The organism is Streptomyces sp. CG 926 (assembly GCF_003148825.1).
Classification (GTDB): Bacteria; Actinomycetota; Actinomycetes; order Streptomycetales; family Streptomycetaceae; genus Streptomyces.
Genome location: NZ_QGGZ01000008.1, coordinates 322,491 through 346,881, shown reverse-complemented (window position 1 = coordinate 346,881; position 24,391 = coordinate 322,491). Strand labels below are relative to the sequence as shown.

22 protein-coding genes and 1 riboswitch are annotated in these 24,391 nt (G+C 70.9%); of the genes, 9 read left to right on the top strand and 13 right to left on the bottom strand.

Features of this window, described 5'->3' with window-relative positions; genetic code table 11:
* Nucleotides 1-130: 130 nt before the first annotated feature.
* Both BCL76_RS22980 and BCL76_RS22975 read right to left on the bottom strand, forming a co-directional pair.
* Nucleotides 131-1,600, bottom strand: a complete 1,470-nt coding sequence (locus tag BCL76_RS22980) for a sensor histidine kinase (RefSeq protein ID WP_181382672.1) — start codon at nucleotides 1,598-1,600, stop codon at nucleotides 131-133.
* Between the two features lie 394 nt (nucleotides 1,601-1,994).
* Complete coding sequence (locus tag BCL76_RS22975) at nucleotides 1,995-2,591, bottom strand: TetR/AcrR family transcriptional regulator (RefSeq protein WP_109781303.1); 597 nt, start codon at nucleotides 2,589-2,591, stop codon at nucleotides 1,995-1,997.
* An 84-nt stretch (nucleotides 2,592-2,675) separates the two neighbouring features.
* Here BCL76_RS22975 and BCL76_RS22970 point away from each other — a divergent pair, with 84 nt between their 5' ends.
* The gene (locus BCL76_RS22970; protein WP_109781302.1) at nucleotides 2,676-3,437 is read left to right on the top strand and encodes an SDR family oxidoreductase; all 762 of its coding nucleotides are present in this window, start codon (nucleotides 2,676-2,678) and stop codon (nucleotides 3,435-3,437) included.
* Here BCL76_RS22970 and BCL76_RS22965 read toward each other — a convergent pair.
* Nucleotides 3,434-4,300 (bottom strand): leishmanolysin-related zinc metalloendopeptidase, encoded by an 867-nt coding sequence (locus tag BCL76_RS22965; protein ID WP_109781394.1) that lies wholly within the window; start codon nucleotides 4,298-4,300, stop codon nucleotides 3,434-3,436. The two genes, BCL76_RS22970 and BCL76_RS22965, sit on opposite strands and share 4 nt — an antisense overlap.
* 227 nt (nucleotides 4,301-4,527) lie before the next feature.
* Between BCL76_RS22965 and nagB the strand changes: the two genes are divergently transcribed.
* Nucleotides 4,528-5,313 (top strand): glucosamine-6-phosphate deaminase, encoded by a 786-nt coding sequence (gene nagB, locus BCL76_RS22960; RefSeq protein ID WP_109781301.1) that lies wholly within the window; start codon nucleotides 4,528-4,530, stop codon nucleotides 5,311-5,313.
* A gap of 166 nt (nucleotides 5,314-5,479) precedes the next feature.
* Here the strand turns inward: nagB and BCL76_RS22955 are convergent, their stop codons facing one another.
* From BCL76_RS22955 to BCL76_RS22940, 4 genes are all read right to left on the bottom strand, one after another.
* On the bottom strand, nucleotides 5,480-6,961 hold the full coding sequence (locus BCL76_RS22955) for a glycoside hydrolase family 3 protein (protein ID WP_109781300.1): 1,482 nt from the start codon (nucleotides 6,959-6,961) through the stop codon (nucleotides 5,480-5,482).
* Between the two features lie 8 nt (nucleotides 6,962-6,969).
* Nucleotides 6,970-7,848: a carbohydrate ABC transporter permease gene (locus BCL76_RS22950; protein ID WP_078850988.1), complete on the bottom strand. Its 879-nt coding sequence runs from the start codon at nucleotides 7,846-7,848 to the stop codon at nucleotides 6,970-6,972.
* Nucleotides 7,845-8,864 carry a carbohydrate ABC transporter permease gene (locus BCL76_RS22945; protein WP_109781299.1) on the bottom strand — a complete coding sequence of 340 codons (1,020 nt, stop codon included), beginning with the start codon at nucleotides 8,862-8,864 and terminating at the stop codon, nucleotides 7,845-7,847. Before BCL76_RS22945 ends, BCL76_RS22950 begins: the two co-directional genes overlap by 4 nt.
* A gap of 126 nt (nucleotides 8,865-8,990) precedes the next feature.
* Nucleotides 8,991-10,274, bottom strand: a complete 1,284-nt coding sequence (locus BCL76_RS22940) for an extracellular solute-binding protein (protein WP_030764501.1) — start codon at nucleotides 10,272-10,274, stop codon at nucleotides 8,991-8,993.
* A gap of 289 nt (nucleotides 10,275-10,563) precedes the next feature.
* Between BCL76_RS22940 and BCL76_RS22935 the strand changes: the two genes are divergently transcribed.
* The 3 genes from BCL76_RS22935 (at nucleotide 10,564) to BCL76_RS22925 (ending at nucleotide 13,893) form a co-directional block, all read left to right on the top strand.
* Nucleotides 10,564-11,328, top strand: a complete 765-nt coding sequence (locus BCL76_RS22935) for a GntR family transcriptional regulator (RefSeq protein ID WP_030709888.1) — start codon at nucleotides 10,564-10,566, stop codon at nucleotides 11,326-11,328.
* A gap of 151 nt (nucleotides 11,329-11,479) precedes the next feature.
* Nucleotides 11,480-13,699 carry a carbon starvation CstA family protein gene (locus tag BCL76_RS22930; RefSeq protein ID WP_258309850.1) on the top strand — a complete coding sequence of 740 codons (2,220 nt, stop codon included), beginning with the start codon at nucleotides 11,480-11,482 and terminating at the stop codon, nucleotides 13,697-13,699.
* Nucleotides 13,696-13,893: a YbdD/YjiX family protein gene (locus BCL76_RS22925; protein WP_030764507.1), complete on the top strand. Its 198-nt coding sequence runs from the start codon at nucleotides 13,696-13,698 to the stop codon at nucleotides 13,891-13,893. The genes BCL76_RS22930 and BCL76_RS22925 overlap by 4 nt, the downstream gene beginning before the upstream one ends.
* A gap of 52 nt (nucleotides 13,894-13,945) precedes the next feature.
* Here BCL76_RS22925 and BCL76_RS22920 read toward each other — a convergent pair whose 3' ends face one another.
* On the bottom strand, nucleotides 13,946-14,122 hold the full coding sequence (locus BCL76_RS22920) for a hypothetical protein (RefSeq protein WP_375137955.1): 177 nt from the start codon (nucleotides 14,120-14,122) through the stop codon (nucleotides 13,946-13,948).
* Here BCL76_RS22920 and BCL76_RS22915 point away from each other — a divergent pair.
* From BCL76_RS22915 to BCL76_RS22905, 3 genes are all read left to right on the top strand, one after another.
* Nucleotides 14,121-14,618 (top strand): GNAT family N-acetyltransferase, encoded by a 498-nt coding sequence (locus tag BCL76_RS22915; RefSeq protein WP_109781297.1) that lies wholly within the window; start codon nucleotides 14,121-14,123, stop codon nucleotides 14,616-14,618. The two genes, BCL76_RS22920 and BCL76_RS22915, sit on opposite strands and share 2 nt — an antisense overlap.
* Nucleotides 14,619-14,669: 51 nt before the next feature.
* A riboswitch (cobalamin riboswitch) is annotated at nucleotides 14,670-14,791 on the top strand.
* A gap of 143 nt (nucleotides 14,792-14,934) precedes the next feature.
* Nucleotides 14,935-17,313, top strand: coding sequence for a ribonucleoside-diphosphate reductase subunit alpha (locus tag BCL76_RS22910; RefSeq protein WP_030764516.1), 2,379 nt, complete (start codon nucleotides 14,935-14,937; stop codon nucleotides 17,311-17,313).
* On the top strand, nucleotides 17,313-18,332 hold the full coding sequence (locus tag BCL76_RS22905; protein WP_030764520.1) for a ribonucleotide-diphosphate reductase subunit beta: 1,020 nt from the start codon (nucleotides 17,313-17,315) through the stop codon (nucleotides 18,330-18,332). Before BCL76_RS22910 ends, BCL76_RS22905 begins: the two co-directional genes overlap by 1 nt.
* 102 nt (nucleotides 18,333-18,434) lie before the next feature.
* On the opposite strand, the gene BCL76_RS22900 is transcribed toward BCL76_RS22905, so the two are convergent.
* On the bottom strand, nucleotides 18,435-18,662 hold the full coding sequence (locus tag BCL76_RS22900) for a hypothetical protein (RefSeq protein WP_109781296.1): 228 nt from the start codon (nucleotides 18,660-18,662) through the stop codon (nucleotides 18,435-18,437).
* 81 nt (nucleotides 18,663-18,743) lie between these two features.
* Here BCL76_RS22900 and BCL76_RS22895 point away from each other — a divergent pair, with 81 nt between their 5' ends.
* Nucleotides 18,744-19,709, top strand: coding sequence for a helix-turn-helix domain-containing protein (locus tag BCL76_RS22895; RefSeq protein WP_109781295.1), 966 nt, complete (start codon nucleotides 18,744-18,746; stop codon nucleotides 19,707-19,709).
* 5 nt (nucleotides 19,710-19,714) lie between these two features.
* Here BCL76_RS22895 and def read toward each other — a convergent pair whose 3' ends face one another.
* The 4 genes from def to BCL76_RS39080 form a co-directional block, all read right to left on the bottom strand.
* A complete protein-coding gene (def, locus tag BCL76_RS22890) occupies nucleotides 19,715-20,350 on the bottom strand; it encodes a peptide deformylase (RefSeq protein WP_030764526.1) in 636 nt (211 codons plus the stop codon).
* Nucleotides 20,351-20,432: 82 nt separating this feature from the next.
* The gene (locus BCL76_RS22885; RefSeq protein WP_109781294.1) at nucleotides 20,433-21,422 is read right to left on the bottom strand and encodes a tetratricopeptide repeat protein; all 990 of its coding nucleotides are present in this window, start codon (nucleotides 21,420-21,422) and stop codon (nucleotides 20,433-20,435) included.
* Nucleotides 21,423-21,553: 131 nt separating this feature from the next.
* Nucleotides 21,554-22,813, bottom strand: coding sequence for an HD-GYP domain-containing protein (locus tag BCL76_RS39085; RefSeq protein WP_181382671.1), 1,260 nt, complete (start codon nucleotides 22,811-22,813; stop codon nucleotides 21,554-21,556).
* Entirely contained in the window at nucleotides 22,810-24,351 is a 1,542-nt protein-coding gene (locus tag BCL76_RS39080; protein ID WP_181382670.1) for an HD-GYP domain-containing protein, read from the bottom strand. Before BCL76_RS39080 ends, BCL76_RS39085 begins: the two co-directional genes overlap by 4 nt.
* Nucleotides 24,352-24,391: the final 40 nt, after the last annotated feature.

Below are 24,391 nucleotides of genomic sequence, written 5' to 3'. Positions count from 1 at the left end.
TGTTCGGGGTCCGATTCCGACCGGTGGACCGAAAAACGGGTGCCGGCCATGTGACGGCCGGTGACAGCAGTCTCGACCGGGCGACGGCCGGAACGTCACGCTGAGTCACGGCATCGCTGCTGCTTTCGCGCTACTTCTGCGGGCTGGACGGGATGTCGAGGACGACCTTGGTGCCGCGCGGCTCGGCCCGGAGCATGTCGAACGTGCCGCCGAGCTCCCCCTCCACGAGGGTCCGTACGATCTGCAGCCCGAGATTGCCGGCCCGCTGGGGGTCGAACCCCTCGGGCAGGCCGCGGCCGTCGTCGAGCACGGTGATCAGCAGCCGGCCGTCGGTACGACCGGTTCCGGTGCGGATCGCGGCCACCTCCACGGTGCCCCGCTCCCCCTGGGTGAAGGCGTGCTCCAGGGCGTTCTGCAGGATCTCCGTCAGCACCATCGACAGCGGGGTGGCGACCTCCGCGTCCAGGATCCCGAACCTGCCGGTGCGTCGGCAGTCCACCTTGCCCGGGGAGATCTCCGAGACCATCGCGATGACGCGGTCGGCGATCTCGTCGAACTCCACCCGCTCGTCGAGGTTCTGAGACAGCGTCTCGTGCACGATCGCGATCGATCCGACCCGGCGGACGGCCTCGTTCAGCGCCTCGCGACCCTGCGCCGAATCCATCCGGCGGGACTGGAGCCGCAAGAGCGCGGCCACGGTCTGCAGGTTGTTCTTCACCCGGTGGTGGATCTCCCGGATGGTGGCGTCCTTGGTGATCAATTCACGTTCGCGACGACGCAGTTCCGTGACGTCGCGGCACAGCACCAGGGAGCCGATCCGGGTGCCCTTCGGCTTGAGCGGGATCGCGCGGAGCTGGATGACCCCGCCGTTGCCGTCGACCTCGGTCTCCCGGGGGGCCCAGCCGCTGGCCAGCTTGACCAGGGCCTCGTCCACCGGACCGCGGGAGGGGGCCAGTTCGGCCGTGGTGTTGCCCAGGTGCTGGCCGACGAGGTCGGAGGCGAGCCCGAGTCGGTGGTAGGCGGAGAGCGCGTTCGGGGAGGCGTAGGTGACCACGCCGTCGGCGTCGAGGCGGATCAGGCCGTCCCCGACCCGCGGGGAGGCGTCCATGTCGACCTGCTGGCCGGGGAACGGGAAGGAGCCCGCCGCGATCATCTGGGCGAGGTCGGAGGCGGACTGGAGGTAGGTCAGCTCCAGCCGGCTCGGTGTACGCACAGTGAGCAGGTTGGTGTTGCGGGCGATCACTCCCAGTACCCGGCCCTCGCGGCGGACGGGGATCGACTCGACGCGGACCGGCACCTCCTCGCGCCACTCGGGGTCGCCCTCGCGCACGATCCGGCCCTCGTCGAGCGCGGCGTCCAGCAGCGGGCGGCGGCCACGCGGCACCAGGTGGCCGACCATGTCGTCCTGGTACGAGGTGGGACCGGTGTTCGGGCGCATCTGGGCGACCGAGACGTACCGCGTCCCGTCGAGGGTGGGCACCCACAGGACGAGGTCGGCGAAGGACAGGTCGGAGAGCAGCTGCCACTCCGAGACCAGCAGGTGGAGCCACTCCAGGTCGGTTTCACCGAGAGCGGTGTGCTGGCGTACGAGGTCGTTCATGGAGGGCACCTTGCGAGCGTACCCCGGGTACGTGCCATGACTTTCCCCACGGCGGTACTCAGGAGTATCCAAGGGGGGCACGGGCCGCGTACTGTTGGAGGAAGTGACGGGTTTCCAGGCACTGTCATTGGATGGACAGAACAGAATGGTCTAGTCCACAATTGATTTCACAACCTCCGCCCTCCCCGCACAGGAGGACGGATCGAGGTAAGCCGCGCGCTCTGCCCTGACCGCGCAGGCACCTCCACCGGCCGTCGGGAACCGCACACCTGTCGGCCGTAAGTACTCCGGGCTACGGTGCCGGGCGGGTCGAGGGTCCCGTCCTGCACCGTGGCCCAGAGGAATTCCTGCGCGGACATCGCGCGGACATGCCGAGCCGAACGTGGCCGGCCGCCTACGCGGCGGGCCAGGCCAGCAGGGCCCGCTCCGCCACCGCCTCCAGCTCTTCCCGGCTCGCGCCGTCGCGCGACTGCTGGGACATCCCCTGCAGCACCGCTCCGGCGTACCGGGCCAGCGCCCGCGCGTCCGTGTCGGCGGGCAGCGCCCCCGCGGCCACGTCGGCCCGGATCCGACTCTCGAACATCGCCAGGTTGGCATTGCGGCGCTCGCGCAGCGCCTGCGCCACCTCCTGCGAGGTGGTGTTGATCGCGGCGCTGATCACCATGCAGCCCCGCGGGTGGGCCGGGTCGGTGTAGATGTGGGCCGCCTCGCGCAGGATGCGGGCGACGGCCGCCCCGGAGGTGGGCTCCTCGGCCAGCGCCACGCTCGCGAAGTCCCCGTACCGGCTCCCGTAGACCACCACGACCTCGTCGAAGAGCTTGCGCTTGTCGCCGAAGGCCGCGTAGAGGCTGGGCGCGCCGATGCCGAGCGAGGCGGTCAGGTCGGCGATGGAGGTCGCCTCGTACCCGCGCTCCCAGAAGGCGAGCATCGCCTTGTCGAGGGCGGCGTCGCGGTCGAAGGAACGGGGCCTGCCGCGCTGTCCGGTCACCATGGCCGCATTCTATAGCGGGCGCTAGGGAATCTGATACGTTCCTTTCTGTAGCGACCACTAGCGATTACCGGAGGGGGGCGCGTCATGGGCGTGCTCGAGGGAAAGACGGCACTGGTCACCGGCGGCGGTCGGGGCATCGGACGGGCCGTGGCCGAGCGACTGGCGCGGGACGGCGCACTCGTCGCGGTGCACTACGGACGCGACGAGGCGGCGGCGGGCGCGACGGTCGCGGCCATCGCGGCGGCCGGTGGACGGGCCTTCGCGATCAACGCCGAACTGGGCGTCCCGGGCGACGCGCGGGCCCTGTGGGCGGCGTACGCGGCCCATCCCGACCACACCGAGGAGGTGGACATCCTGGTGAACAATGCCGGGGCGGCGACCTTCGCGGGGATCGGGGACACCGACGAGGAGATGTACGACCGGGCGCACGCGCTCAACGCCAAGGCGCCGTTCTTCGTGATCAAGTACGGGCTGGAGCGGCTGCGCGACGGGGGCCGGATCGTGAACGTGACCGGCACCCCGAAGATCGCCCTGCCGGCCATCCTGGCCACGGTCATGGCCAAGGGTGCGGCGAACGCGCTGACCCGGTCGCTGGCCGCCGAACTGGCCCCGCGCGGGATCACCGTGAACTCGGTCGGTCCCGGCATCACCGAGACCGACCTGAACGCCGACCTCCTCGCGGACGGGGCGACACGGGCCCATCTGGCCGCCCGCTCCGTCTTCCATCGGGTGGGCACGGCACAGGAGGTCGCCGACGTGGTGGCCTTCCTGGCCTCGCCCGACTCCCGCTGGGTGACGGGCCAACACATGGACGCGACGGGCGGTCTGCAGCTCGCGCTGGTCTAGGGCCGGTCGGCGGGGATGCTGCTGGGGACGGTCGGGAGCATGACGCCCCTGGTCGGTGCGGGCTCCCCGCCGCCGCCCATCGCGATGACGAAGGGGTCGGGGAGTGCGTAGGGCTCCGCCGCGTCGAGGTCGACCTGGTAGCCGAGGTCCCCGAGGCTCGCCACGGTCAGCCGGCTCAGGGGGTTGCCGGGGCCGCCGATCGTGGGCGACATCAGCTCGGTGCCGAAGACCCGTTCCCGCCAGTGGCCTCCCGCGCTGCCCGCGCCGCCGACATTGGCGACCGGTACGGGAGTGGGCTGCCCGGCCCCGATGAGCGCGCCGAACTCCTTCATGGCGCCGGGACCGACGAAGGTGGGATTGGGTCCGGGGAAGTCCTTCAGCAGACCGAAGGTGTCCCAGATCGTCCCGATCCCCAGCACATGGCCCATCTCGTGCGTGATGACGTCCAGCAGCGAACCGTCGTCCTCCATCTGTCCCAGGTCGGCCTTGTCGAACCGCATGATGCCCGTGGCGGGCAGGCGCGCTCCGGCGGCCGCCGTCTCCCGCCGGAAGCGGATCGGTCCCGCCTCCCCGAGCGTGCCGAAGACCCCGTCGATCGCCACGCCTTCGGCATCGATCAACAGGTCGTCGATGACGACGTCGCCCGTGAAGTCGCGCAGGATCGCGGTCTCCAGGTCGCCGACGATGACCCTGGCCCAGCGTTCGGCGGCCTGGCCGAAGACGTTCCGCTGGTTGCTCGTCAGCCCGCCGACGAACCGCACCTCGATCTGGAACGGGGAGGTGGTCGCGGCGAGCAGCTCGGCGCGACCGGCATCCGCGACAGCTCTGTAGGTCTCGAAGGCGTAGGTGGTGTGCCTTCCCATGACGACCACTCCAATCTCGCATACCATGATTTACTCCCCAAAACCACCCTAATCGCTCGTGGAGTTGTAGACAGGGCAACCAAAAGGTTGAAGGTTCTCCCGCCGTCACAGGAGGCCGGACCTCCGGATCCGGATCACCATGGATGACGACGAGACCCTGTCATGGACGGCGGCCTCTGGTAGATTGGTCTATACCACCCGACCCACTCCAGATCGGCAGGCCCCGCGTGGAAGTTGTCATCGTCCCGGACGCCAAGGCAGGCGGCGAGCTCATCGCGGAGGCCATGGCCGCCCTGGTGCGGCGCAAGCCCGACGCCCTGCTCGGCGTGGCGACCGGCTCTACCCCGCTGCCCGTCTACGAGGCCCTCGCCGCCAAGGTGAAGGCCGGACAGGTCGACGCCTCCCGGGCCCGGATCTGCCAGCTCGACGAGTACGTAGGCCTGCCGGCCGGGCACCCCGAGTCCTACCGCGCGGTCGTGCTCCGGGAGGTCGTCGAGCCCCTGGGTCTGTCCGAGGCCTCCTTCATGGGCCCCGACGGTTCGGCCGAGGACATCGTCGGCGCGTGCGAGGCCTACGACCGCGCCCTGGCCGAGGCCGGCGGCGTCGACCTCCAGCTGCTGGGCATCGGCACGGACGGCCACATCGGCTTCAACGAGCCCTGTTCCTCCCTCGCTTCCCGCACCCGGATCAAGACGCTGACGGAGCAGACCCGCGTGGACAACGCGCGCTTCTTCGACGACGACCTGGAGCAGGTACCGCACCACGTCATCACCCAGGGCATCGGCACCATCCTCGACGCCCGCCACCTGGTCCTCCTGGCCACCGGCGAGGGCAAGGCCGAGGCCGTCGCGCAGACCGTCGAGGGCCCGCTGTCCGCGCTGGTGCCGGCCTCCGCGCTGCAACTGCACCGGCACGCCACCGTGATCGTGGACGAGGCCGCCGCCTCGAAGCTGAAGCTGGCCGACTACTTCCGCCACACCTACGCCGAAAAGCCCTCCTGGCAGGGGCTGTAGGCCTCGGCCGCACGCGCGCACGAAGGGCCGGACTTCCCCGTCAGGGGCGGTCCGGCCCTTCGTCGTGCGGCGCCCGCCCGAGATCCGGCGGCCGGTATTCGACAGCCCCCGCCCCGGAGGTGGCCGGAGCGGGGGCTGTCGCCCTGGTCAGGGGTTCGGGGCGGGATCAGACTCCCGCGATCACCTCGGCGGCGGCGCGGCCGCAGACGCGCGAGGCGCCGTGCGTGGCGATGTGCAGGGCGCCGCGCGGCCGGGCACGCGGCAGGCCCATCTCGACGACGACCGTGTCCGGCCGGGCCTCGACCAGCGCGTCGAGTGCCTGCGCCATCCAGGGGTGGCGGTGCGCGTCGCGGACCACCGCGACGACGGTACGGTCCCCCGCGGCCGCCAGTACGTCGCCGGCGCGGGAGCCCTCGGGGAAGACGCCCGCCTCGGTACCCGGAAGCAGTTCGGCGAGTTCCGCCGCCACGCCCCACGGGGTCTCGTCCCCCACCGCGATGTTCGCGACGGGCGCGAGCGTGGCGACGTAGGGCGCGGTGAGCGGCTTCGCCGAACCGGTGACGAGCACGGCGCGGCGGGCGGCCGTCTGCCCGATGCCGGACGCGCGGCTCCCCTCCGGCTGCGCGTCCGGCCGGGCTTCGCGGGTCCATGCGGCGAGCGCGCGGACGCGGGCGGCGGCGTCGGCGAGGCGCTCCTCGGGCAGTGCCCCCTCGCGGACGGCCGCGACCAGCGCGTCGCGCAGCCGCAGGACGGTGGCTTCGTCGGCGAGTCCGCCGCCGACGCAGATGGCGTCGGCGCCGGCCGCGATGGCCAGGACCGAGCCGCGCTCGATCCCGTACGTCCCGGCGATGGCGTGCATCTCCATGCCGTCGGTGACGATGAGGCCCTCGTAGCCGAGCTCCCCCCGCAGCAGACCGGTCAGGATCTGCGGGCTGAGGGTGGCCGGGCGGGTCGGGTCGAGGGCGGGTACCAGGATGTGCGCGCTCATCACGGCCTTGGTGCCGGCCTCGATCGCCGCTTTGAAGGGGATGAGTTCGCGGGCCTGGAGGGTGTCCAGGTCCACGTCGATGCGCGGCAGGGCGTGGTGCGAGTCGACGTTGGTGTCGCCGTGGCCCGGGAAGTGCTTGGTGCAGGCGGCCACGCCGGCGGCCTGGAGGCCCTGGACGTAGGCGGCGGTGTGCCGGGCGGCGAGGTGGGTGTCGGCACCGAAGGACCGTACGCCGATCACCGGGTTGTCCGGGTTGGAGTTGACGTCGGCGGACGGGGCCCAGTTGAGGTTGACCCCGCACTCGGCGAGTCGGCGGCCCAGCTCGCGGGCGACGCCGCGGGTGAGGTCGGTGTCGTCGACGGCGCCGAGGGCCAGGTTGCCGGGGAAGGAGGAACCGCCGCGGACCTCCAGGCGGGTGACGTCGCCGCCCTCCTCGTCGATGGCGACCAGGACGTCGTCGCGCTCGGTACGCAGCTGCGCGGTCAGCGCGGCGAGCTGCTCGGGCGAGGTGATGTTGCGGCCGAACAGGCCGACGGCGGTGAGGCCTTCGCCGACCTGCCGGAGCAGCCAGTCGGGGGCGGTGGTGCCCTCGAAGCCGGGCTGGAGGACGGCGAGGGCGTCGCGGGTGACCGTATCGGTGCGGTGCGCAAGGACAGTCATGGCGGCCGTTATCCCTTCACGGCGCCGGCGGTCATCCCGCCGACGGCCTTGCGCTGGAGGAAGATGAAGATGAGCAGAACCGGGACCGCGAAGAGCGAGGACGCGGCCATGGTGGCGCCCCAGTCGTTGCCGAAGGCCGACATGAACTCGGTCAGCCACAGCGGCAGCGTCTGCGCGCTCTTGTCCTTGTTCAGGATCAGGACCATGGCGAACTCGTTCCAGGCCGTGATGAAGCCGAAGAGCGAGGTGGACATCAGGCCGGGGGCCAGCAGCGGGAAGATCACCTTGCGGAAGGCCTGGCCGCGGGTGCAGCCGTCGATCTGGGCCGCCTCCTCCAGGGTCACCGGGACGGCGGCGATGAAGCCGCGCAGGGTCCAGATGGTGAAGGGGAGGATCATCACGAAGTAGATCGCGGTGAGCAGCGGGAGGCTGTTCAGCATCTCGCCGTCGCGGGCGATCATGTACATCGCGATGACCATGACCTCCCAGGGGGCCATCTGGGCCATCATCACGGTGAGGACGAGGCCCTTGCGCCCCTTGAACCTCATCCGGGCGATGGCGAAGCTCGCGGCGAGGGCGACGAGCAGGGCCAGCGCGACGGCGCCGACGGTGACCAGGACGCTGTTGGTGACGTACGTCCAGAAGTTGGAGACCCCGGTGGCCTTGGTGAAGTTGTCGAGCGTCGGGGTGAAGACGAAGACCGGGTCCTTCGTGAGCATCTGGCTCGACGGCTTGAGGGCCGAGGAGAACATCCAGTACACGGGGAAGACGAAGACCAGGGCGAGGAGGAGCGCGCCGAGGTTCTTGACCACGGCGGCGGGGCGGACCGGCCGGCGCTTGCGGAGCTGCTGCGCGGGCTTCGGCGCGGTGGTGGTGGTGCTGCTCACTGCTCCTCCTCCTGCTTCAGGATCAGGCGGAAGTAGAAGGACATGACGACCACGAGGATCAGGATCGTCAGGACGGAGATCGCGGCGGCGAGGCCGTAGTGGGCCTGGCTCTGGCCCTCGACGTAGGCGAAGACCGGGAGGATCTCGGAGGCGCGGTCGGGGCCGCCCTTGTTCATCGCGTAGACCTGGGTGAAGGCCTTGAAGACCCAGATCACTTCGAGGAACGTGGTGATGAGGAAGAACGGCCGGAGGTTCGGGAAGACGATCTTCCAGAAGGTCTGCCAGCCGTTGGCGCCGTCCATCCGGGCGGCCTCGTACAGCTCGGCGCCGACCGTGGTCAGTCCGGCGTACATGTTGAGGGCGACGAAGGGGATGGAGCCCCAGACCACCAGGACGGTGACGATCGTCAGGGTCGACAGGCCGGTCTGCATCCAGTTGTGCTGTTCGTATCCGGCGAAGCCGGCGCTGCGCATCACCCAGTTCATGACGCCGAACTGCTCGTCGAACAGCCACTTGAAGACCTGTACCGAGGCGACGATCGGCATGGCCCAGGCCATCACCAGCGCCATCGACAGGACCAGCCGCATCTTCTTGCCGAGCCGGTTCAGCAGGATGCCGATGAGGCTGCCGAGCACCATGATCAGCGCGACGTTGGCCGCGGTGAAGGCGAAGCTGCGGGCGACCACGGTCCAGAAGTCCGCGTCACCGATCAGCTCGGTGTAGTTGGAGAACCCCGCGAAGGGGTACTTCCGCTGGATGAACTCGATCTTGTTGATGTCCTGGAAGGACAGGATCACGTTCTTGATCAGCGGGTACAGCAGCAGTGTCGCGAGGGCGAGCACCGCCGGCGCGACCAGCAGATAGGGCAGCCACCCCGAGGGGAGCGACTTTCTGCCCCCGCGAGGAGACGTGGGACCGGGACCGGTCGGCGACGCGGTCCTCTCGGGCCGTCCGGCGGGCTTGTGTGGTGCGTCCTGTGGAGCGGCGGTCATCGCTCCCTGGGAGTGCACGGTCATGGCGTGGCTTCCTCGCGGTTGACTGTGGAGTCAAATACGCCACCGGGGGCACGGCATGCGGCATGGCGCCTGCCGTGCCCCCGGTGCGATCACACTGCTGGGTGGTGCGGGAACTGCGGGGTGGGGCTACTTGTTGATGCGGTTCGCGATTTCCTTGTCCGCGTCCGCGCCCGCCTTGGCGGCGTCCTCACCGTTCAGGACCTTGGTCATGAACTCCTTGATGGGGTTCGGCTCGGTCTCGACGTTCGCCCAGCCCGCGGTGACCGGGGTGATCTTGCCGTTGAGGCCGGCCTTGCCCATGGCCTCGGCGAAGGAACCGGCGGCCGGGGTGAAGTTCGCGCCGACCTGGTTGGGCAGCAGGGCGCCCTTGGTCTCGGCGGCGTACTTGGTCATCTGGTCCTTGCCGGCGGCGAGGGCCAGCCACTCCTTGGCGAGCTCCTTGTTCTTGGAGCGCTCGGCGATCGCGAGGTTCGAGCCGCCGAGGAAGACGGTGCCGGTCTTGTCCGCGGTCTTGCCCGGGATCGGGAAGTAGCCGAAGTCGGCCTCCTTGCCCGCCTCCTTCAGCGCCTTCTCGGCGCCGCCGGCCTCCCAGCCGAGACCGATCCAGGAGGCGACGCCACCCTTGGGAACGATGTCGGTGGACTGCTGCGGGGTGGCCTCGTCCTTGTCCTTGGGGGCGGTGGAGAAGGACTGGAGCTTCTTGTAGAACTCCACGGCGGAAGCGGCCTGCGGGGTGGCCAGTCCGCCCTTCCACTTGGCGCCGTCCTTGACGGCGAGGTCGCCGCCCTCGTCCCAGATGAAGCCGGCGAGGACGTACCAGCTCTGGCCGGGCAGGTAGATCGGCTGCGAGGCCGGGTCGGCCGCCTTCAGCTTCTCCAGACCGGCGATCCACTCGTCGCGGGTCTTCGGCGGGGTGACGCCGGCCTTCTCGTAGGCCTTCTTGTCGTAGACCACGACGCGGTTGGCGGCGTACCACGGGGCGGAGTAGAGCTTGCCGTCGATCTCGGCCGAGGCGAGCATGCTCTTCTGCCAGGCGTCGGCGCCGAGCGTGGCCTTGTCCTTGGTCAGGTCGGCGAGGCCGCCGGTGACCGCGTAGCCGGCGGTCTGGGTGTTGCCGAGCTCCAGGACGTCCGGCGGGTTGTTCTCGGAGAGGGCCGTGGTGACCTTCTCCTGGATGCCGGTCCACTTCTGCTCTTCGACCTTGACCGTGACACCGGGGTGCTTGGCCGAGAACTCCTTGTTGACCTCGTCGATCCAGGCCTTGGGAGCGGAGCCGTCCATCACCCAGACGGTGATCTCCTTGGCGCCACCCGCGTCGGTCTTGGCCTTGTCGTCGCTGCCGTTGCCGCACGCCGCGACTCCGACCATCATGCCCGCGACACTGACCGCCGCGATGAGCTTGCGCTTCACGCCACCCTCCTCAGGGATGCCTGCCTGCACTTCCCTCGCCCGCCGCGGTGACATACGCGAAGTACTGCCGTGGGGCCGGGATCTGATCCATATTGGTTTAGACCAGTAGCTGGAGCTTGGCCTAGACCTTTAGGGGTGTCAAGGGTCTAATGAGCGGGTGCCGCGTCCGTTATCGGACCGACACCTGGGGAGAGAGAAGGCCTGTCCCCCCACTCGTGTCACGATGTGACCGCACATATCGGAGGAGCCGGTGACGGCAGCGAAACTGGAGTCGGGAAGGCGGGCGGCGATGGCCACCGAAGGGGCGACCACGGAGCCGGACGGCGGGGCAGCCACCCGCACGGCACGTGTTCCCAAGTACTACCGACTCAAGCGGCACTTGCTCGACATGACCGAGACGCTGCCGCCCGGCACCCCGGTGCCGCCGGAGCGCACGCTCGCGGCCGAATTCGACACCTCGCGGACCACCGTCCGACAGGCCCTCCAGGAACTGGTCGTAGAGGGGCGACTGGAGCGGATCCAGGGCAAAGGCACCTTCGTCGCCAAGCCCAAGGTCTCCCAGGCGCTGCAACTGACCTCGTACACGGAGGACATGCGGGCCCAGGGGCTGGAACCGACCTCCCAGCTCCTCGACATCGGCTACGTGACGGCCGACGACACCCTCGCCGGACTGCTCAAGATCACCACCGGCGGGCGGGTGCTGCGCATCGAGCGGCTGCGCCTGGCCAGCGGTGAGCCCATGGCCATCGAGACCACGCACCTGTCGGCCAAGCGCTTCCCCGCGCTGCGTCGTTCGCTCGCCAAGTACACCTCCCTCTACACCGCTCTCGCCGAGGTCTACGACGTGCACCTGGCCGAGGCCGAGGAGACCATCGAGACCTCGCTGGCCACCCCGCGCGAGGCCGGCCTGCTCGGCACCGACGTCGGGCTGCCGATGCTGATGCTCTCCCGGCACTCCCTGGACGCCGACGGCGAACCGGTGGAGTGGGTGCGGTCGGTGTACCGCGGCGACCGGTACAAGTTCGTCGCCAGGCTCAAGCGCCCGGCCGTCTGACCTGGCCCGTCCGACCCCGCCCGACCTGGCCGTCGGACCCCGTGTCCCCGATTCCTTCACATACCGGAATACGGACGGGGTCTTACGCTCAGCGGGCAAACCCCCGTAGATTCCCTGCGCTTACGCAGATGATCGACGAGGGGACGAGGTCATGCCTGAACCGGAAGCAACAGGGACAGAACGGGACGCGGCGAGTCCGGGCAGTACGTCGGGCTCGCCTTCTCCCAGGTCCATCGCCGCGTGGGTGCTCGTCGGGCTCGTCGGCGCCATCGGCTGGGGCGTGCTGGCCCTCTCGCGCGGCGAGGAGATCTCCGCCGCCTGGCTGCTCGCCGCCGCGCTGGGCTCGTACGCGATCGGCTACCGCTTCTACTCGCGCTTCATCGCGGACCGCGTACTGAAGGTGGACGCCACCCGGGCCACCCCCGCCGAACGCCTCGACAACGGTGTCGACTTCCACCCCACCGACCGCCGGGTGCTCTTCGGCCACCACTTCGCGGCCGTCGCCGGCGCGGGCCCGCTCGTCGGACCCGTCCTCGCCGCGCAGATGGGCTATCTGCCGGGCACCATCTGGATCGTCGCCGGCGTCATCTTCGCCGGGGCCGTCCAGGACATGGTCACGCTGTTCTTCTCCACCCGCCGCGACGGGCGTTCGCTCGGTCAGATGGCCCGGGACGAGATCGGCCCCGTCGGCGGGGCCGCCGCCCTGATCGCCGTGTTCGCCATCATGATCATCCTGCTGGCGGTCCTGGCCCTCGTCATCGTCAACGCCCTGGCGCACTCGCCCTGGGGCGTCTTCTCCATCGGCATGACCATTCCGATCGCCGTCTTCATGGGCTTCTACCTGCGCGTCCTGCGGCCGGGCCGGGTCACCGAGGTCTCCGTCATCGGCGTCGCGCTGCTGCTGCTCGCCATCGTCGCGGGCGGCTGGGTCGCCGAGTCCTCCTTCGCGGACACCTTCACCCTGGAGAAGGAGACGCTGGTCATCTGGATGGTGGTGTACGGCTTCCTGGCATCGGTGCTGCCGGTGTGGATGCTGCTCGCACCCCGCGACTACCTCTCCACCTTCATGAAGGTCGGCACCATCGCGCTCCTCGCCATCGGCGTGGTCATCGCGATGCCCACCCTGAAGATGCCCTCCGTCACCGACTTCGCGGCCCGCGGCGACGGCCCGGTCTTCGCCGGGTCGATGTTCCCCTTCGTCTTCATCACCATCGCCTGCGGCGCGCTCTCCGGCTTCCACGCCCTGGTCTCCTCGGGAACCACCCCGAAGATGATCCAGAAGGAGACCCAGGTCCGCATGATCGGCTACGGCGCGATGCTGACCGAGTCCTTCGTCGCCGTCATGGCGATCATCGCGGCCTGCATCATCGAGCCCGGCCTCTTCTTCGCCGTCAACTCGCCCGGCGGGATCATCGGCACCACGGTCGAATCCGCCTCCCAGGCGGTGGGCAACTTCGGTTTCGCCATCCCCCCGGAGGCGCTCGCCCAGGCCGCCAAGGACGTCGAGGAAGCCACTCTGCTCTCGCGCACCGGCGGTGCTCCGACCTTCGCACTCGGAATGTCGGAGATCTTCTCCGCCGTGGCCGGCGGCGCCGGCATGAAGGCGTTCTGGTATCACTTCGCCATCATGTTCGAGGCGCTCTTCATCCTGACGACGCTCGACGCGGGTACCCGTGTGGGCAGGTTCATGCTCCAGGACACCCTCGGCAACGTGCACAAGTCCTTCAAGGACGTCAGCTGGAAGCCCGGCGTGTGGTTCGCGAGCGCGATCGTCGTCGCCGGCTGGGGCTACTTCCTGTGGGTCGGCGTCAAGGACCCGCTCGGCGGCATCAACCAGCTCTTCCCGCTCTTCGGCATCGCCAACCAGTTGCTCGCCGCGGTCGCGCTGGCCGTCTGCACCACGCTTCTGATCAAGTCCGGTCGGCTCAAGTGGGCCTGGGTGACGGGCGTTCCGCTGGTCTGGGACGCCACGGTGACCCTCACCGCGAGCTACCAGAAGATCTTCTCCGAGGACGTGAAGGTCGGCTTCTTCGCCCAGCGCGACAAGTACCAGGCCGGCATCGACGCCGACAAGGTCCTGCCGCCCGCCAAGAACATGGGCGACATGCACACCGTGGTCACCAACGCCACGGTCGACGGCGTCCTGTGCGCCCTCTTCGCGCTCCTGATCATCGTGGTCCTCGCGGACGCGGCCCGGACCTGTCTGAAGGCGGTCCGCGACCCGGGGTCGGCGACCCTGTCGGAGACCCCGTGGACCGAGTCGAAGATCGTCGCGCCGGCCGGGCTGATCGCGACCGCCGAGGAGCGGGCTGAGCTCGCGGCCGCCGACCGCGACGCCGGCGGCGGACACGTCAAGGAGCCGGTGGCGTGAGCACCGTACGGAGCGTGCTGGCCAGGGCCCGGTTCTACGTACGGGAGTTCTCCGGGGAGGCCGCGTACGACCGGTACGTGGCCCACACCCGCTCCCACGACCCGGACGCGGAGGTCCTGACCCGCCGCGCCTTCGAACGCGCCCGTACGGACGCCCGCGAGGCGGACCCCCGCGAGGGCTTCCGCTGCTGCTGAACCATGCGAAGGGGCCCCGCCGCACGACGCGGCGGGGCCCCTTCGGCGTTCCTCAGCGCACCCAGTCCTTGAGGGGTTCGGTCGGGAGGGTGATGCCGACGGGATCGGGGAGGCGGACCTCCTTGCCGAAGGGAACGGTGCGGACGGTCTCGTAACGGTGGCCGTCCGGGTCGCTGTCCCTCGACGACAGCGCCGCACCCCGACACCCGTCCTGCACACTCGACCGCATGGACATGGTGATCAGGACGGCGCTGCCCGCCGAGTACGCGGAGCTGGGTGAGATCACGTCGGGGGCCTACCTCGCCGACGGGCATCTGGACTTCAACGAGGACGACGGCTACCTGAACGTGCTGCGCGACGTGGCCGGCCGGGCCGCCCAGGGCGAGGTGCTCGTCGCCGTGCGGGACGAACGACTGTTGGGCGGTGTGACCTTCGCCGCTCCGGGCAGTGCGCTCGCCGACATCGCGGCCCCGGACGAGGCCGAGTTCCGGATGCTCGCGGTGGCCCGCGAGGCACGCGGCCAGGGCGCCGGCGAGGCTCTGGTGCGGGCCTGCGTCGAGCGGGCGCGGTCTCTGGAGGGCGTGACCGGCCTCGTTCTCTCCACCCAGGGCGGCATGGCCGAGGCCCATCGGATCTACGCGCGCCTGGGTTTCGTACGCACTCCGGAGCGGGACTGGGCGCCGATCGAAGGCCTGACACTCCTCACTTACCGGCTCAAGCTGTAGCCACGCCGACACTACATGTGGGGGTTACCGCAGAGGGCCGCCCCCACATGTATGCTCATGCCTGCTGTCGCCGCAGGGGAATCCGGTGCGAATCCGGAACTGTCCCGCAACGGTATGAAGTGTCCGGCTACCGGACACCAAGTCCGATGACCTGCCGACAGCGCGCCCGGCTCGACCGAACCGGGTGCCGATTCGTCCGGGCCTCGCGGTTGGGCCGGTGGACGCCATGCGGGGTACGCGTTCTCGTCACGCCCGCATGCGCCCGCTCGCGCCCCGCCCCGTCGATGACCGGGCCGAGCGAGGGAGAGCTCCCGCCGTGACCATCGCGCCTTCCGCACCGCGCGCCGAGTCCACTTCTGGCGACAACACCGAGGGCCCGGGGGCCACGCTGCTGCGTACCCTCACCGAACTGACGGCGGACCTCCCCGACACCGACCCCGGCCGGGTCGCGGCCTCCGCGCTGCGCGGCCGCAGCGCCGCCGCCGACGACGCCGAACTGCGCGGGCTGGCCACCGAGGCCGCCGCCGGTCTGATCTCCGAGGACCCGGCCTACTCCCGGCTCGCCGCGCGCCTGCTGACGCTGGCCGTGCGCGACGAGGCCGCGAGCCAGGGCTCCACCTCCTTCTCGGCGTCCGTCGAGGTCGGCCACCGCGAGGGCCTCATCGCCGACCGCACGGCCGAGTTCGTCCGTACGCACGCGAGCCGGCTCGACTCGCTCGTCGAACTGACCCTCGCCGAGGGCGCCGACGACCGCTTCGGCTTCTTCGGCCTGCGCACCCTGCACAGCCGCTACCTGCTGCGCCACCCGATCACCCGTCAGGTCATCGAGACCCCGCAGTACTTCATGCTGCGCGTGGCCTGCGGTCTGGCCGCCGACGAGAGCGTGCAGGCCGTCGAGGAAGTGGCCTCGCTGTACCGGCTGATGAGCCGTCTGGACTACCTGCCGTCCTCCCCGACGCTCTTCAACTCCGGTACCCGGCACCCGCAGATGTCCTCCTGCTACCTGCTGGACTCCCCGCTGGACGAGCTCGACTCGATCTACGACCGCTACCACCAGGTGGCCCGGCTCTCCAAGCACGCCGGTGGCATCGGCCTCTCGTACTCCCGTATCCGCGCCCGCGGTTCCCTGATCCGTGGCACCAACGGCCACTCCAACGGCATCGTGCCGTTCCTGAAGACCCTCGACGCCTCCGTCGCCGCCGTGAACCAGGGTGGCCGCCGCAAGGGCGCCGCCGCCGTGTACCTGGAGACCTGGCACGCGGACATCGAGGAGTTCCTGGAGCTCCGCGACAACACCGGTGAGGACCAGCGCCGTACGCACAACCTGAACCTCGCCCACTGGGTGCCGGACGAGTTCATGCGCCGCGTGAACGCCGACGCCGACTGGTCGCTGTTCTCCCCGGCCGACGTGCCCGAGCTGGTCGACCTGTGGGGCGACGACTTCGACGCCGCCTACCGCAAGGCCGAGGCGGACGGCCTGGCCCGCAAGACCATGCCCGCCCGCGACCTGTACGGCCGGATGATGCGCACCCTCGCGCAGACCGGCCAGGGCTGGATGACCTTCAAGGACGCCTCCAACCGCACGGCGAACCAGACCGCCGAGCCGGGCACCGTCGTGCACTCCTCGAACCTGTGCACCGAGATCATCGAGGTCACGAACGACGGCGAGACTGCCGTCTGCAACCTCGGCTCGGTCAACCTGGGCGCCTTCGTCGTGGACGGCGAGATCGACTGGGAGCGGATCGACGAGACCGTCCGCACGGCCGTGACCTTCCTCGACCGCGTGGTGGACATCAACTTCTACCCGACCGAGCAGGCCGGCCGCTCCAACGCCCGCTGGCGTCCCGTCGGCCTGGGCGCGATGGGCCTCCAGGACGTCTTCTTCAAGCTGAAGCTCCCCTTCGACTCCCCCGAGGCGAAGGCCCTGTCCACCAAGCTCTCCGAGCGCATCATGCTGGCCGCCTACGAGGCCTCCTGCGACCTCGCCGAGCGCAGCGGCCCGCTGCCGGCCTGGGAGCAGACCCGTACCGCCCGTGGTGTCCTGCACCCGGACCACTACGACGTCGAGCTGAACTGGCCGGAGCGCTGGGACGCGCTGCGCGCCCGCGTCGCGAAGTCCGGCATGCGCAACTCGCTGCTGCTGGCCATCGCGCCGACGGCGACGATCGCCTCGATCGCCGGCGTGTACGAGTGCATCGAGCCGCAGGTCTCCAACCTGTTCAAGCGCGAGACGCTCAGCGGTGAGTTCCTCCAGGTGAACGGCTACCTGGTGGAGGAGTTGAAGCAGCTCGGCGTGTGGGACGCCCAGACCCGCGAGGCGCTGCGCGAGTCCTCCGGCTCGGTCCAGGGCTTCGGCTGGATCCCGGCCGAGGTCCGCGAGCTGTACCGCACGGCGTGGGAGATCCCGCAGCGCGGTCTGATCGACATGGCGGCGGCCCGTACGCCGTTCCTGGACCAGTCGCAGTCGCTGAACCTGTTCCTGGAGACGCCCACCATCGGCAAGCTCAGCTCGATGTACGCGTACGCCTGGAAGCAGGGCCTGAAGACCACCTACTACCTGCGCTCGCGCCCGGCGACGAAGATCGCCCGCGCCGCGCAGGCGGCCACCCCCGTCGAGCTGCCGCAGGCGGTCGCCGACGCCGAGGCGCTGGCCTGCTCCCTTGAGAACCCCGAGTCCTGCGAGGCCTGCCAGTGATGAGCTCCAACGACAAGAAGAAGAACCTGCTCGACCCGGGCTTCGAACTCACGCTCCGCCCGATGCGCTACCCGGACTTCTACGAGCGCTACCGGGACGCGATCAAGAACACCTGGACCGTCGAGGAGGTCGACCTCCACTCGGACGTCGCGGACCTCGCGAAGCTGACGCCCGGTGAGCAGCACATGATCGGCCGGCTGGTCGCGTTCTTCGCGACGGGCGACTCGATCGTCTCGAACAACCTGGTGCTGACGCTCTACAAGCACATCAACTCCCCGGAGGCGCGCCTGTACCTGTCGCGCCAGCTGTTCGAGGAGGCCGTGCACGTCCAGTTCTACCTGACGCTGCTCGACACCTACCTGCCCGACCCGGACGACCGCGCGGCCGCCTTCGACGCGGTCGAGGAGATCCCCTCCATCCGCGAGAAGGCGCAGTTCTGCTTCAAGTGGATCAACGAGGTCGAGAAGCTGGACCGGCTGGAGACGCAGGCCGACCGCCGCCGCTTCCTGCTGAACCTGATCTGCTTCGCGGCGTGCATCGAGGGCCTGTTCTTCTACGGCGCCTTCGCGTACGTGTACTGGTTCCGCTCGCGCGGTCTGCTGCACGGTCTGGCCACCGGCACCAACTGGGTGTTCCGTGACGAGACCATGCACATGAACTTCGCGTTCGAGGTCGTGGACACGGTCCGCAAGGAGGAGCCGGAGCTCTTCGACGACGCGCTCCAGCAGCAGGTCACCGACATGCTCAAGGAGGCGGTGGACGCGGAGCTGCAGTTCGGCCGCGACCTGTGCGGTGACGGCCTGCCGGGCATGAACACCGAGTCGATGCGCGAGTACCTGGAGTGCGTCGCGGACCAGCGTCTGGTCCGCCTCGGGTTCCCGCCGGTGTACGGCTCGCAGAACCCGTTCTCCTTCATGGAGCTGCAGGGTGTGCAGGAGCTGACGAACTTCTTCGAGCGGCGTCCGTCGGCCTACCAGGTCGCGGTCGAGGGCACGGTCGACCTGGACGAGGACTTCTAGGGGCCGGCGGTTCCACGACTTCCCGGGGTTCCGGGACGGTGAGCGACCGGGGAGCCGGGATGCGGAGGTTTCCGTGTCCCGGCTTCTCGCGTTCCCCGGTGTTCAGTGGGCGATGGGGCCCCAGTACCGCCGGGCGGCGGGCCGGAAGGTGTGCCGGCGCGGGGTGGGCGGGAGGCCGCCCGCCCGCTGGCGGGGCAGCCACACCAGCCGGGTCGCGACGGCTCGGATCTGCCGGTCGATCCGCCGGTCGCGCAGGATCCCGTAGAGGCTGGGCCCGAGCACGAGGGCGACGAAGGCGAGGACGACGAGGTAACTCACGAAGGTGGTCATAGCTCTACTGTCCGCCTGATCGCCCATGATCGACAGTGGCAGTACTGTCATAGAAGACCGAATTACTGCCACACTGGGGTCATGCTGACCAACGTGGCCGTGGCCCTCGTCGACAAAGTCGCCCCTTTCGAGCTGGGGATCTTCTGCGAGGTGTTCGGGATCGATCGCAGTGACATGGGCGTACCGGTGTACGACTTCGCCGTCTGCGCGGCGGAGGACGGACCGCTGACCGTGGCCGGGGGCGCCTTCGCGATCGCCCCCGCGCACGGGCTGGAGCGACTGGAGGAGGCCGATCTGATCTGCCTGCCCGCCGCCAACGACGCCGGCGTACGCATCTACCCCGAGCCCCTGCTCGCGGCCCTGCGGCGGGCCGTGGAACGGGGTGCGCGGGTCCTGAGCGTGTGCAGCGGGGCCTACATCCTGGGCGCCGCCGGACTGCTGGACGGCCGCCGGTGCACCACGCACTGGATGCACGCCGCGGCCCTGACCCGGCGCTTCCCGCAGGCGGTCGTCGACCCGGACGTGCTCTACGTCGACGAGGGCCCGGTGATCACCGCCGCCGGCACGGCCTCGGGCATCGACGCGTGCCTGCACGTGGTGCGCCAGGAGCACGGGGCCGAGGTGGCCAACATCATTGCGCGCCGGATGGTCGTACCGCCGCACCGGGACGGCGGGCAGGCCCAGTTCATCCAGCGGCCGCTGCCGCGCACGGCCTGCGACACGGTGGGCGAGGTGATCGAGTGGATGGCCCGCCACCTGGGCGAGGAGATCACCGTCGAGCAGCTCGCGGAACGGGCGCACATGTCCCCGCGGACCTTCGCCCGTCGCTTCCTCCAGGAGACCGGCACCACCCCGTACCAGTGGGTGCTGCGCCAGCGGGTGCTGCTGGCGCAGGAGCTGCTGGAGTCGACCGGCGAGACGGTGGACGCGATCGCGGGCCGCTGCGGCTTCGGCAACGCGGCGGCCCTGCGCCACCACTTCCTGCGGACCCTGGGCACCACGCCGAACTCGTTCCGGCGCGCCTTCCGGGGCCCGCAGGCCGCCTAGGTCCCTCAGGCGTTGGGGACGGTCTCGTAGCGCGGGGTGCCCTCGTCCATCTGCCGCAGGGCGTCCTTGCGGTCCCGCTTCGAGAGGCGGTCGATGTACAGGTAGCCGTACAGGTGGTCGGTCTCGTGCTGCAGGCAGCGGGCGAAGTAACCGGTGCCGCGCACCTTGATCGGGTTGCCCTGCGCGTCCTGGCCGGTGACCTCGGCGTAGTCCGGGCGGGCCAGCGAGGCGTAGGCGGTCGGTACCGACAGGCAGCCCTCGTTGGAGTCGTCCAGCACGCGCCCGGCGGCCGGCAGCTCGACCAGCTTCGGGTTGACCACGACACCGGTGTGCCGCTTGCCGTCGTCGTCCGGGCAGTCGTAGACGAAGACCTTGGCGTCCACGCCGATCTGGTTCGCGGCCAGGCCCACGCCCTCGGCGGCCTTCTGGCTGGCGAACATGTCGTCGATCAGCTGTGCCAGCTCGTCGCCGAACTCGGTGACGTCCTTGCACTCCCGGTGCAGGACCGGGTTGCCGACCACGGTGATCGGACGGGCCGTGCCGCGCTGACGGTGGGCGAGCTCGCGCGCCTCACAGTCCTCGGTGTCCACGACGTACCCGTCGTTCACGCTCTCGACAACCTCGTTCTCCTGCTGCGCCATGTCCGCCGTACGCCTTCCGTAAGTCCCGGTCACCGATGGTCGTGATGGCCACCGATGTGCCCGTACAGCCTACGGCCACAGGTCAGCAGACTTCTTCGAGATCCCGCCACTCGCGGGTGCCCGGGCTGTCCGCGACCCACCCGTCGAGCAGTCCGCGCACCAGACCGGCCGGCGCGGCGATCCCGCATTCGCGCTCGGGTACCCACAGGGAGCCCGAGCCGGTCGTACGGTGCCCGAGCGGTCCGGGGTGTCCGGGCTCGCTGTGGTCGTGCGGATCGAGGTGCTGCTCGCCGTCGCCCTCGTCGCTCGGCATCTCGCTCTCCGAGCAGGTCCGGCACAGCAGCCGCACCGACGAGGACCAGTCCTCGGCGGCGAATCCGGCGTCCGAGGCCAGCTGCTCCAGCGCGTCGCGGTCCGCCTCGGTGGCCGCCTCCAGCAGCACCACCCAGGTCGGCACCGGGGACGGCGCCCACAGCTCGATCTCGTCGAACACGGGGTACGAGGGGCCGGCGGCGGTCACCCGCTCTCCGTGCGGGACCCCGTCGTGGAGCACGACCTCGCCCCAGCGCCGCCCCGAGGACGGCAACGGGATCGACAGGACCTCCAGCCGGGCCGGGTCCAGCCTGCGGCCCCAGACCACCTCGGCCTCGCCCTCGGGCGACAGCCGCACGGCGGCGCTGCCGAGTTCCATCCCGACCGGCTCGCCCGCACCGGCGGCGTCCCCGGGCACCCTCAGCCCGTACGCCTGCCAGGCCCGCCGGGCCAGCGGCCAGTCCTGCAGCGCGGTGGCGGCGATCCCGACGTTCCACCAGTCCGGGGCGCCGGTCTCCCGGTCCAGCAGGGCCACGGCGCGCAGCCCGGCGGCCCGCGCCTGCTCCCAGTCATGCCGGAACTTGTGCAGCAGGGCCAGATTGAACCAGGACTCGGACAGCCAGGGCTCCAGGTCCGCCGCTCTCGTCAGGAGCGCGCCCGCGTCCTCGTACCGCCCGTCGCCGATCAGCGTGAACGCGCGGTCGGTGGCCTGCCGCCACGAGGCGGAGGGCCGATGCCGTACCTTCCCGAAGATCCTCACGATTCCCGCCTGCCTGGGGGCACCTCCCAGCGGTCGCTGGGGAACAACGGTGCAGCCTTGCGGACACTCCTACGGTCCCTCTTACTGGCATCCAACCATGCCCACTCGGACGGCCGCTCATTACCCATGGGTTACCCAGGTGGGACGGGCACCACTCTGCCACGTCCGCCCCTGGCCAGAACCCTTGCCAGGCACTCCACGACCTCCGGCTGGTAATCGTGCCCGGTGCCCAGGCGGAGCCGCTCCAGGGCGGCCAGTGAGCCACCCGGGTGACGGCTCCCGCCGACCAGATCGTCGTACGCGTTCACCGTACGCACGATCCGGGCCGCCGTGGGCTGTTCCCGGTACGGATCCGCCTGCCGCTCCACCACCACGGCGACCTCGGCGGGCACCCCGGTCTGCCGGGCCACCTCCCCGCCCAGCTCGGCGATCCGGCGGGCCTCGGCGCCCGGCAGCCCGGCCGTGGCCCCGTCCGGGACCGGGTCGACGAGGGAGAGCTGCCCGATGTCGTGCATCAGGGCGGCGTACTCCAGCACCGTGAGCTCCCGCTCCGACAGGCCCAGCTCCCGGCCTACGGCGCAGCTCAGGGCGGCCACCCGGCGGGAGTGCCCGGGGCGGGTGCAGCCGGCGATCTCGGTGGCGCGGGCCAGGGAGGTGATGGTCTGGCGGTAGGTGGTGCGGATCGCGGTGATCCGGTGGAAGGACAGCTGGGTCAGCAGCAGGGGGACGCTGAAGACGGGCAGGGCCCACAGGCCCGCGACGGCCGTGCCGAGCGCCATCACGACCCCGGTGGCGCAGATCGCCGAGCCGACGCCGAGCTGGGCGCGCAGTTCGTCGCGCAGCACCGGCCCGTACGGCCGGCCGGTCCGGGCCCCGGCGAGCGCGGCGGCGAGCACGGCGTCGCACAGGGCGGTGAGGCCGAGCAGGAGGAGCAGGAAGCCGACGAGGTACGGGCCTTGGCCCACCCACTGCTCCAGCCGGCCCGAGTTGTGGAGCGGCTGGAAACAGGCGGCGGCGAAGGCGACCGTGAGCACCCGGCGGGACAGGTGGTCGAGGGCGGGTCCCCGGCCGCGGGCGATGTGCGGGACGATCCCGGCGAGGACGGCGGCGACGACGACCGCGACGGTCTGCAGCACCCCGTGCTGGGTGGACTGGCCGGCGTTCTGGCCGAGCAGGGCGTAGGCGAGGGATCCGGCGGAGCCGAGCGGTGCGGGGTGGCGGCCGAGGGGGTCCCGGCGGTCCCGGCGGGCGAGCTCGCCGACGGTGATCAGGGTGGCGAAGGCCAGGGCGGCGCCGGGCTCGTCGACGCCGTGCCACAGGGTGTGGCCGAGCGCGGCGCCGGTGAGCAGCCCGGCGGCCCCGCGCACGGTCCACGCGGCCGGGGCCTTCATCCGCCCGCCCCGGCGACGTCCGCCCCCGCGGCGTCCGCGTCCGGCCCACGGCCGCCGGCCGGACCGGAGCCGCCGGCCGGACCGGGAACCGCGGGGACCCTGCCGGGCGACGGAGCCGGTGCGAGGGGACGGGAGCCCTGCTCCGGCATCCCGGCCAGGGCCGCCGGCCGTGGGCCGGGCCCCGGCGGCCCCGCGCCGGCGGCGGCGGCCGGGATCACCTGGAGGTCCTCGTCCGAGGTCACCACCGGGTGCCAGCCGGTCCGGCCGATCGCGTCGACCAGTGCCCGCACCATCGACGGGTCGAACTGCGCCCCCGCGCACCGTTCCAGCTCCGCGAGGGCGACCGGCACCGGCCGGGCCCGGCTGTACGAGCGGGTCGAGGTCATCGCGTCGAAGGCGTCGGCCACCGCCACCACCCGCGCCAGTACGGGGATCTGCTCGCCGGTCAGCCCGTAGGGGTAGCCGGATCCGTCGACCCGCTCGTGGTGGTGCAGGATCGCGGACCGGGCCTCGCCGAGGAAGCCGATGCCGCGCACCATCTCGTGCCCGTACTCGGGGTGCAGCTCGATGATGCGGCGCTCATCGGGGGTGAGCGGCCCGTCCTTGCGCAGCAGTCGGGTGGGGACGCCGAGTTTGCCCACGTCGTGCAGGATCCCGGCGATGCGCACCGTCTCCAGGCGGTCCTCGGTCATGCCCAGCTCCCGGGCGATCATCGCGGAGGCCTGGCCGACCCGTTCGCTGTGGCCGCGCGTGTAGCGGTCCTTGATGTCGACGGCCTGGACCAGGGCGCGGATGGTGGCCTGGTGGGCGGCGCGCTCGCGGTGGTACTGGGCGAAGACCCAGCAGGAGATGTACATCGGCAGCAGGACGAGCAGCGCGGCCGGGGGGCCGTAGGGGCTGCGCCACATGACGGCCATCATCAGCCCGGCGAGGCCGTGGACGCAGTACGGGGCGAGGGAGGAGGCGGCCGACCCGCGCCAGGCGGTGGCGGCCGGTCGGCGTTCGGCGGTGGCCAGGATGCCGCCGTCGAGGGCGGTGAGCACCAGGCAGAACACGACGGCCGCCCCCGTCGCGGGGAGCAGCGCGAAGGGGAAGTCGGCCGGTCCGGCGGGGGGCCCGGATCCGGTGGAGGGGCCGCCGCCGAGGGTGGCCGGGCCGTGCAGCAGCCCGTAGGCCCGGCCCGCGACCCAGGCGGCCGTCGCCTGCTGCGCGCCGTGCCACACGCGGCGCACCCCGGCGGGCCGCCGGCCGACGCTCCCCGCGAGTCCCCCGGGCAGCGCGACGAGCGCGGCGGCGGCGGGTGGCAGCAGCAGGACGGCGGCGAGCACCACGGGGAAGAAGGAGCCGATGCCCTCGGGCACCCGGCTGCCCAGCAGCGGGCAGACCTTGGCCAGTTCGCACCCGAGGTAGAGCAGGGCGAGCAGGGCGACGGCCGTCCAGGGCGTACCGGAATCCGTGAGAGCGGGGGTGACGCACGCGGCGGCCGCGAGGACGACGCACAGGATGTATCCGCGCGCCCCCGGCGGAAGTGCCCGCATGGCGCTCTCCTCCCCTGTGCCGTGCACACCGGTCGCCGAA

Coding starts and splice junctions, on each gene's coding strand:
- BCL76_RS22930 (WP_258309850.1), top strand. CDS start 11,480: ATGCCTGAACCGGAAGCAACAGGGACAGAACGGGACGCGGCGAGTCCG.
- BCL76_RS22975 (WP_109781303.1), bottom strand. CDS start 2,591: ATGGTGACCGGACAGCGCGGCAGGCCCCGTTCCTTCGACCGCGACGCC.
- BCL76_RS22900 (WP_109781296.1), bottom strand. CDS start 18,662: ATGACCACCTTCGTGAGTTACCTCGTCGTCCTCGCCTTCGTCGCCCTC.
- BCL76_RS22970 (WP_109781302.1), top strand. CDS start 2,676: ATGGGCGTGCTCGAGGGAAAGACGGCACTGGTCACCGGCGGCGGTCGG.
- BCL76_RS22945 (WP_109781299.1), bottom strand. CDS start 8,864: ATGACCGTGCACTCCCAGGGAGCGATGACCGCCGCTCCACAGGACGCA.
- BCL76_RS22915 (WP_109781297.1), top strand. CDS start 14,121: ATGGACATGGTGATCAGGACGGCGCTGCCCGCCGAGTACGCGGAGCTG.
- BCL76_RS39085 (WP_181382671.1), bottom strand. CDS start 22,813: ATGAAGGCCCCGGCCGCGTGGACCGTGCGCGGGGCCGCCGGGCTGCTC.
- BCL76_RS22965 (WP_109781394.1), bottom strand. CDS start 4,300: ATGGGAAGGCACACCACCTACGCCTTCGAGACCTACAGAGCTGTCGCG.
- BCL76_RS22905 (WP_030764520.1), top strand. CDS start 17,313: ATGAGCTCCAACGACAAGAAGAAGAACCTGCTCGACCCGGGCTTCGAA.
- def (WP_030764526.1), bottom strand. CDS start 20,350: ATGGCGCAGCAGGAGAACGAGGTTGTCGAGAGCGTGAACGACGGGTAC.
- BCL76_RS22935 (WP_030709888.1), top strand. CDS start 10,564: ATGGCCACCGAAGGGGCGACCACGGAGCCGGACGGCGGGGCAGCCACC.
- BCL76_RS22920 (WP_375137955.1), bottom strand. CDS start 14,122: ATGCGGTCGAGTGTGCAGGACGGGTGTCGGGGTGCGGCGCTGTCGTCG.
- BCL76_RS22980 (WP_181382672.1), bottom strand. CDS start 1,600: ATGAACGACCTCGTACGCCAGCACACCGCTCTCGGTGAAACCGACCTG.
- BCL76_RS22895 (WP_109781295.1), top strand. CDS start 18,744: ATGCTGACCAACGTGGCCGTGGCCCTCGTCGACAAAGTCGCCCCTTTC.
- BCL76_RS39080 (WP_181382670.1), bottom strand. CDS start 24,351: ATGCGGGCACTTCCGCCGGGGGCGCGCGGATACATCCTGTGCGTCGTC.
- BCL76_RS22955 (WP_109781300.1), bottom strand. CDS start 6,961: ATGACTGTCCTTGCGCACCGCACCGATACGGTCACCCGCGACGCCCTC.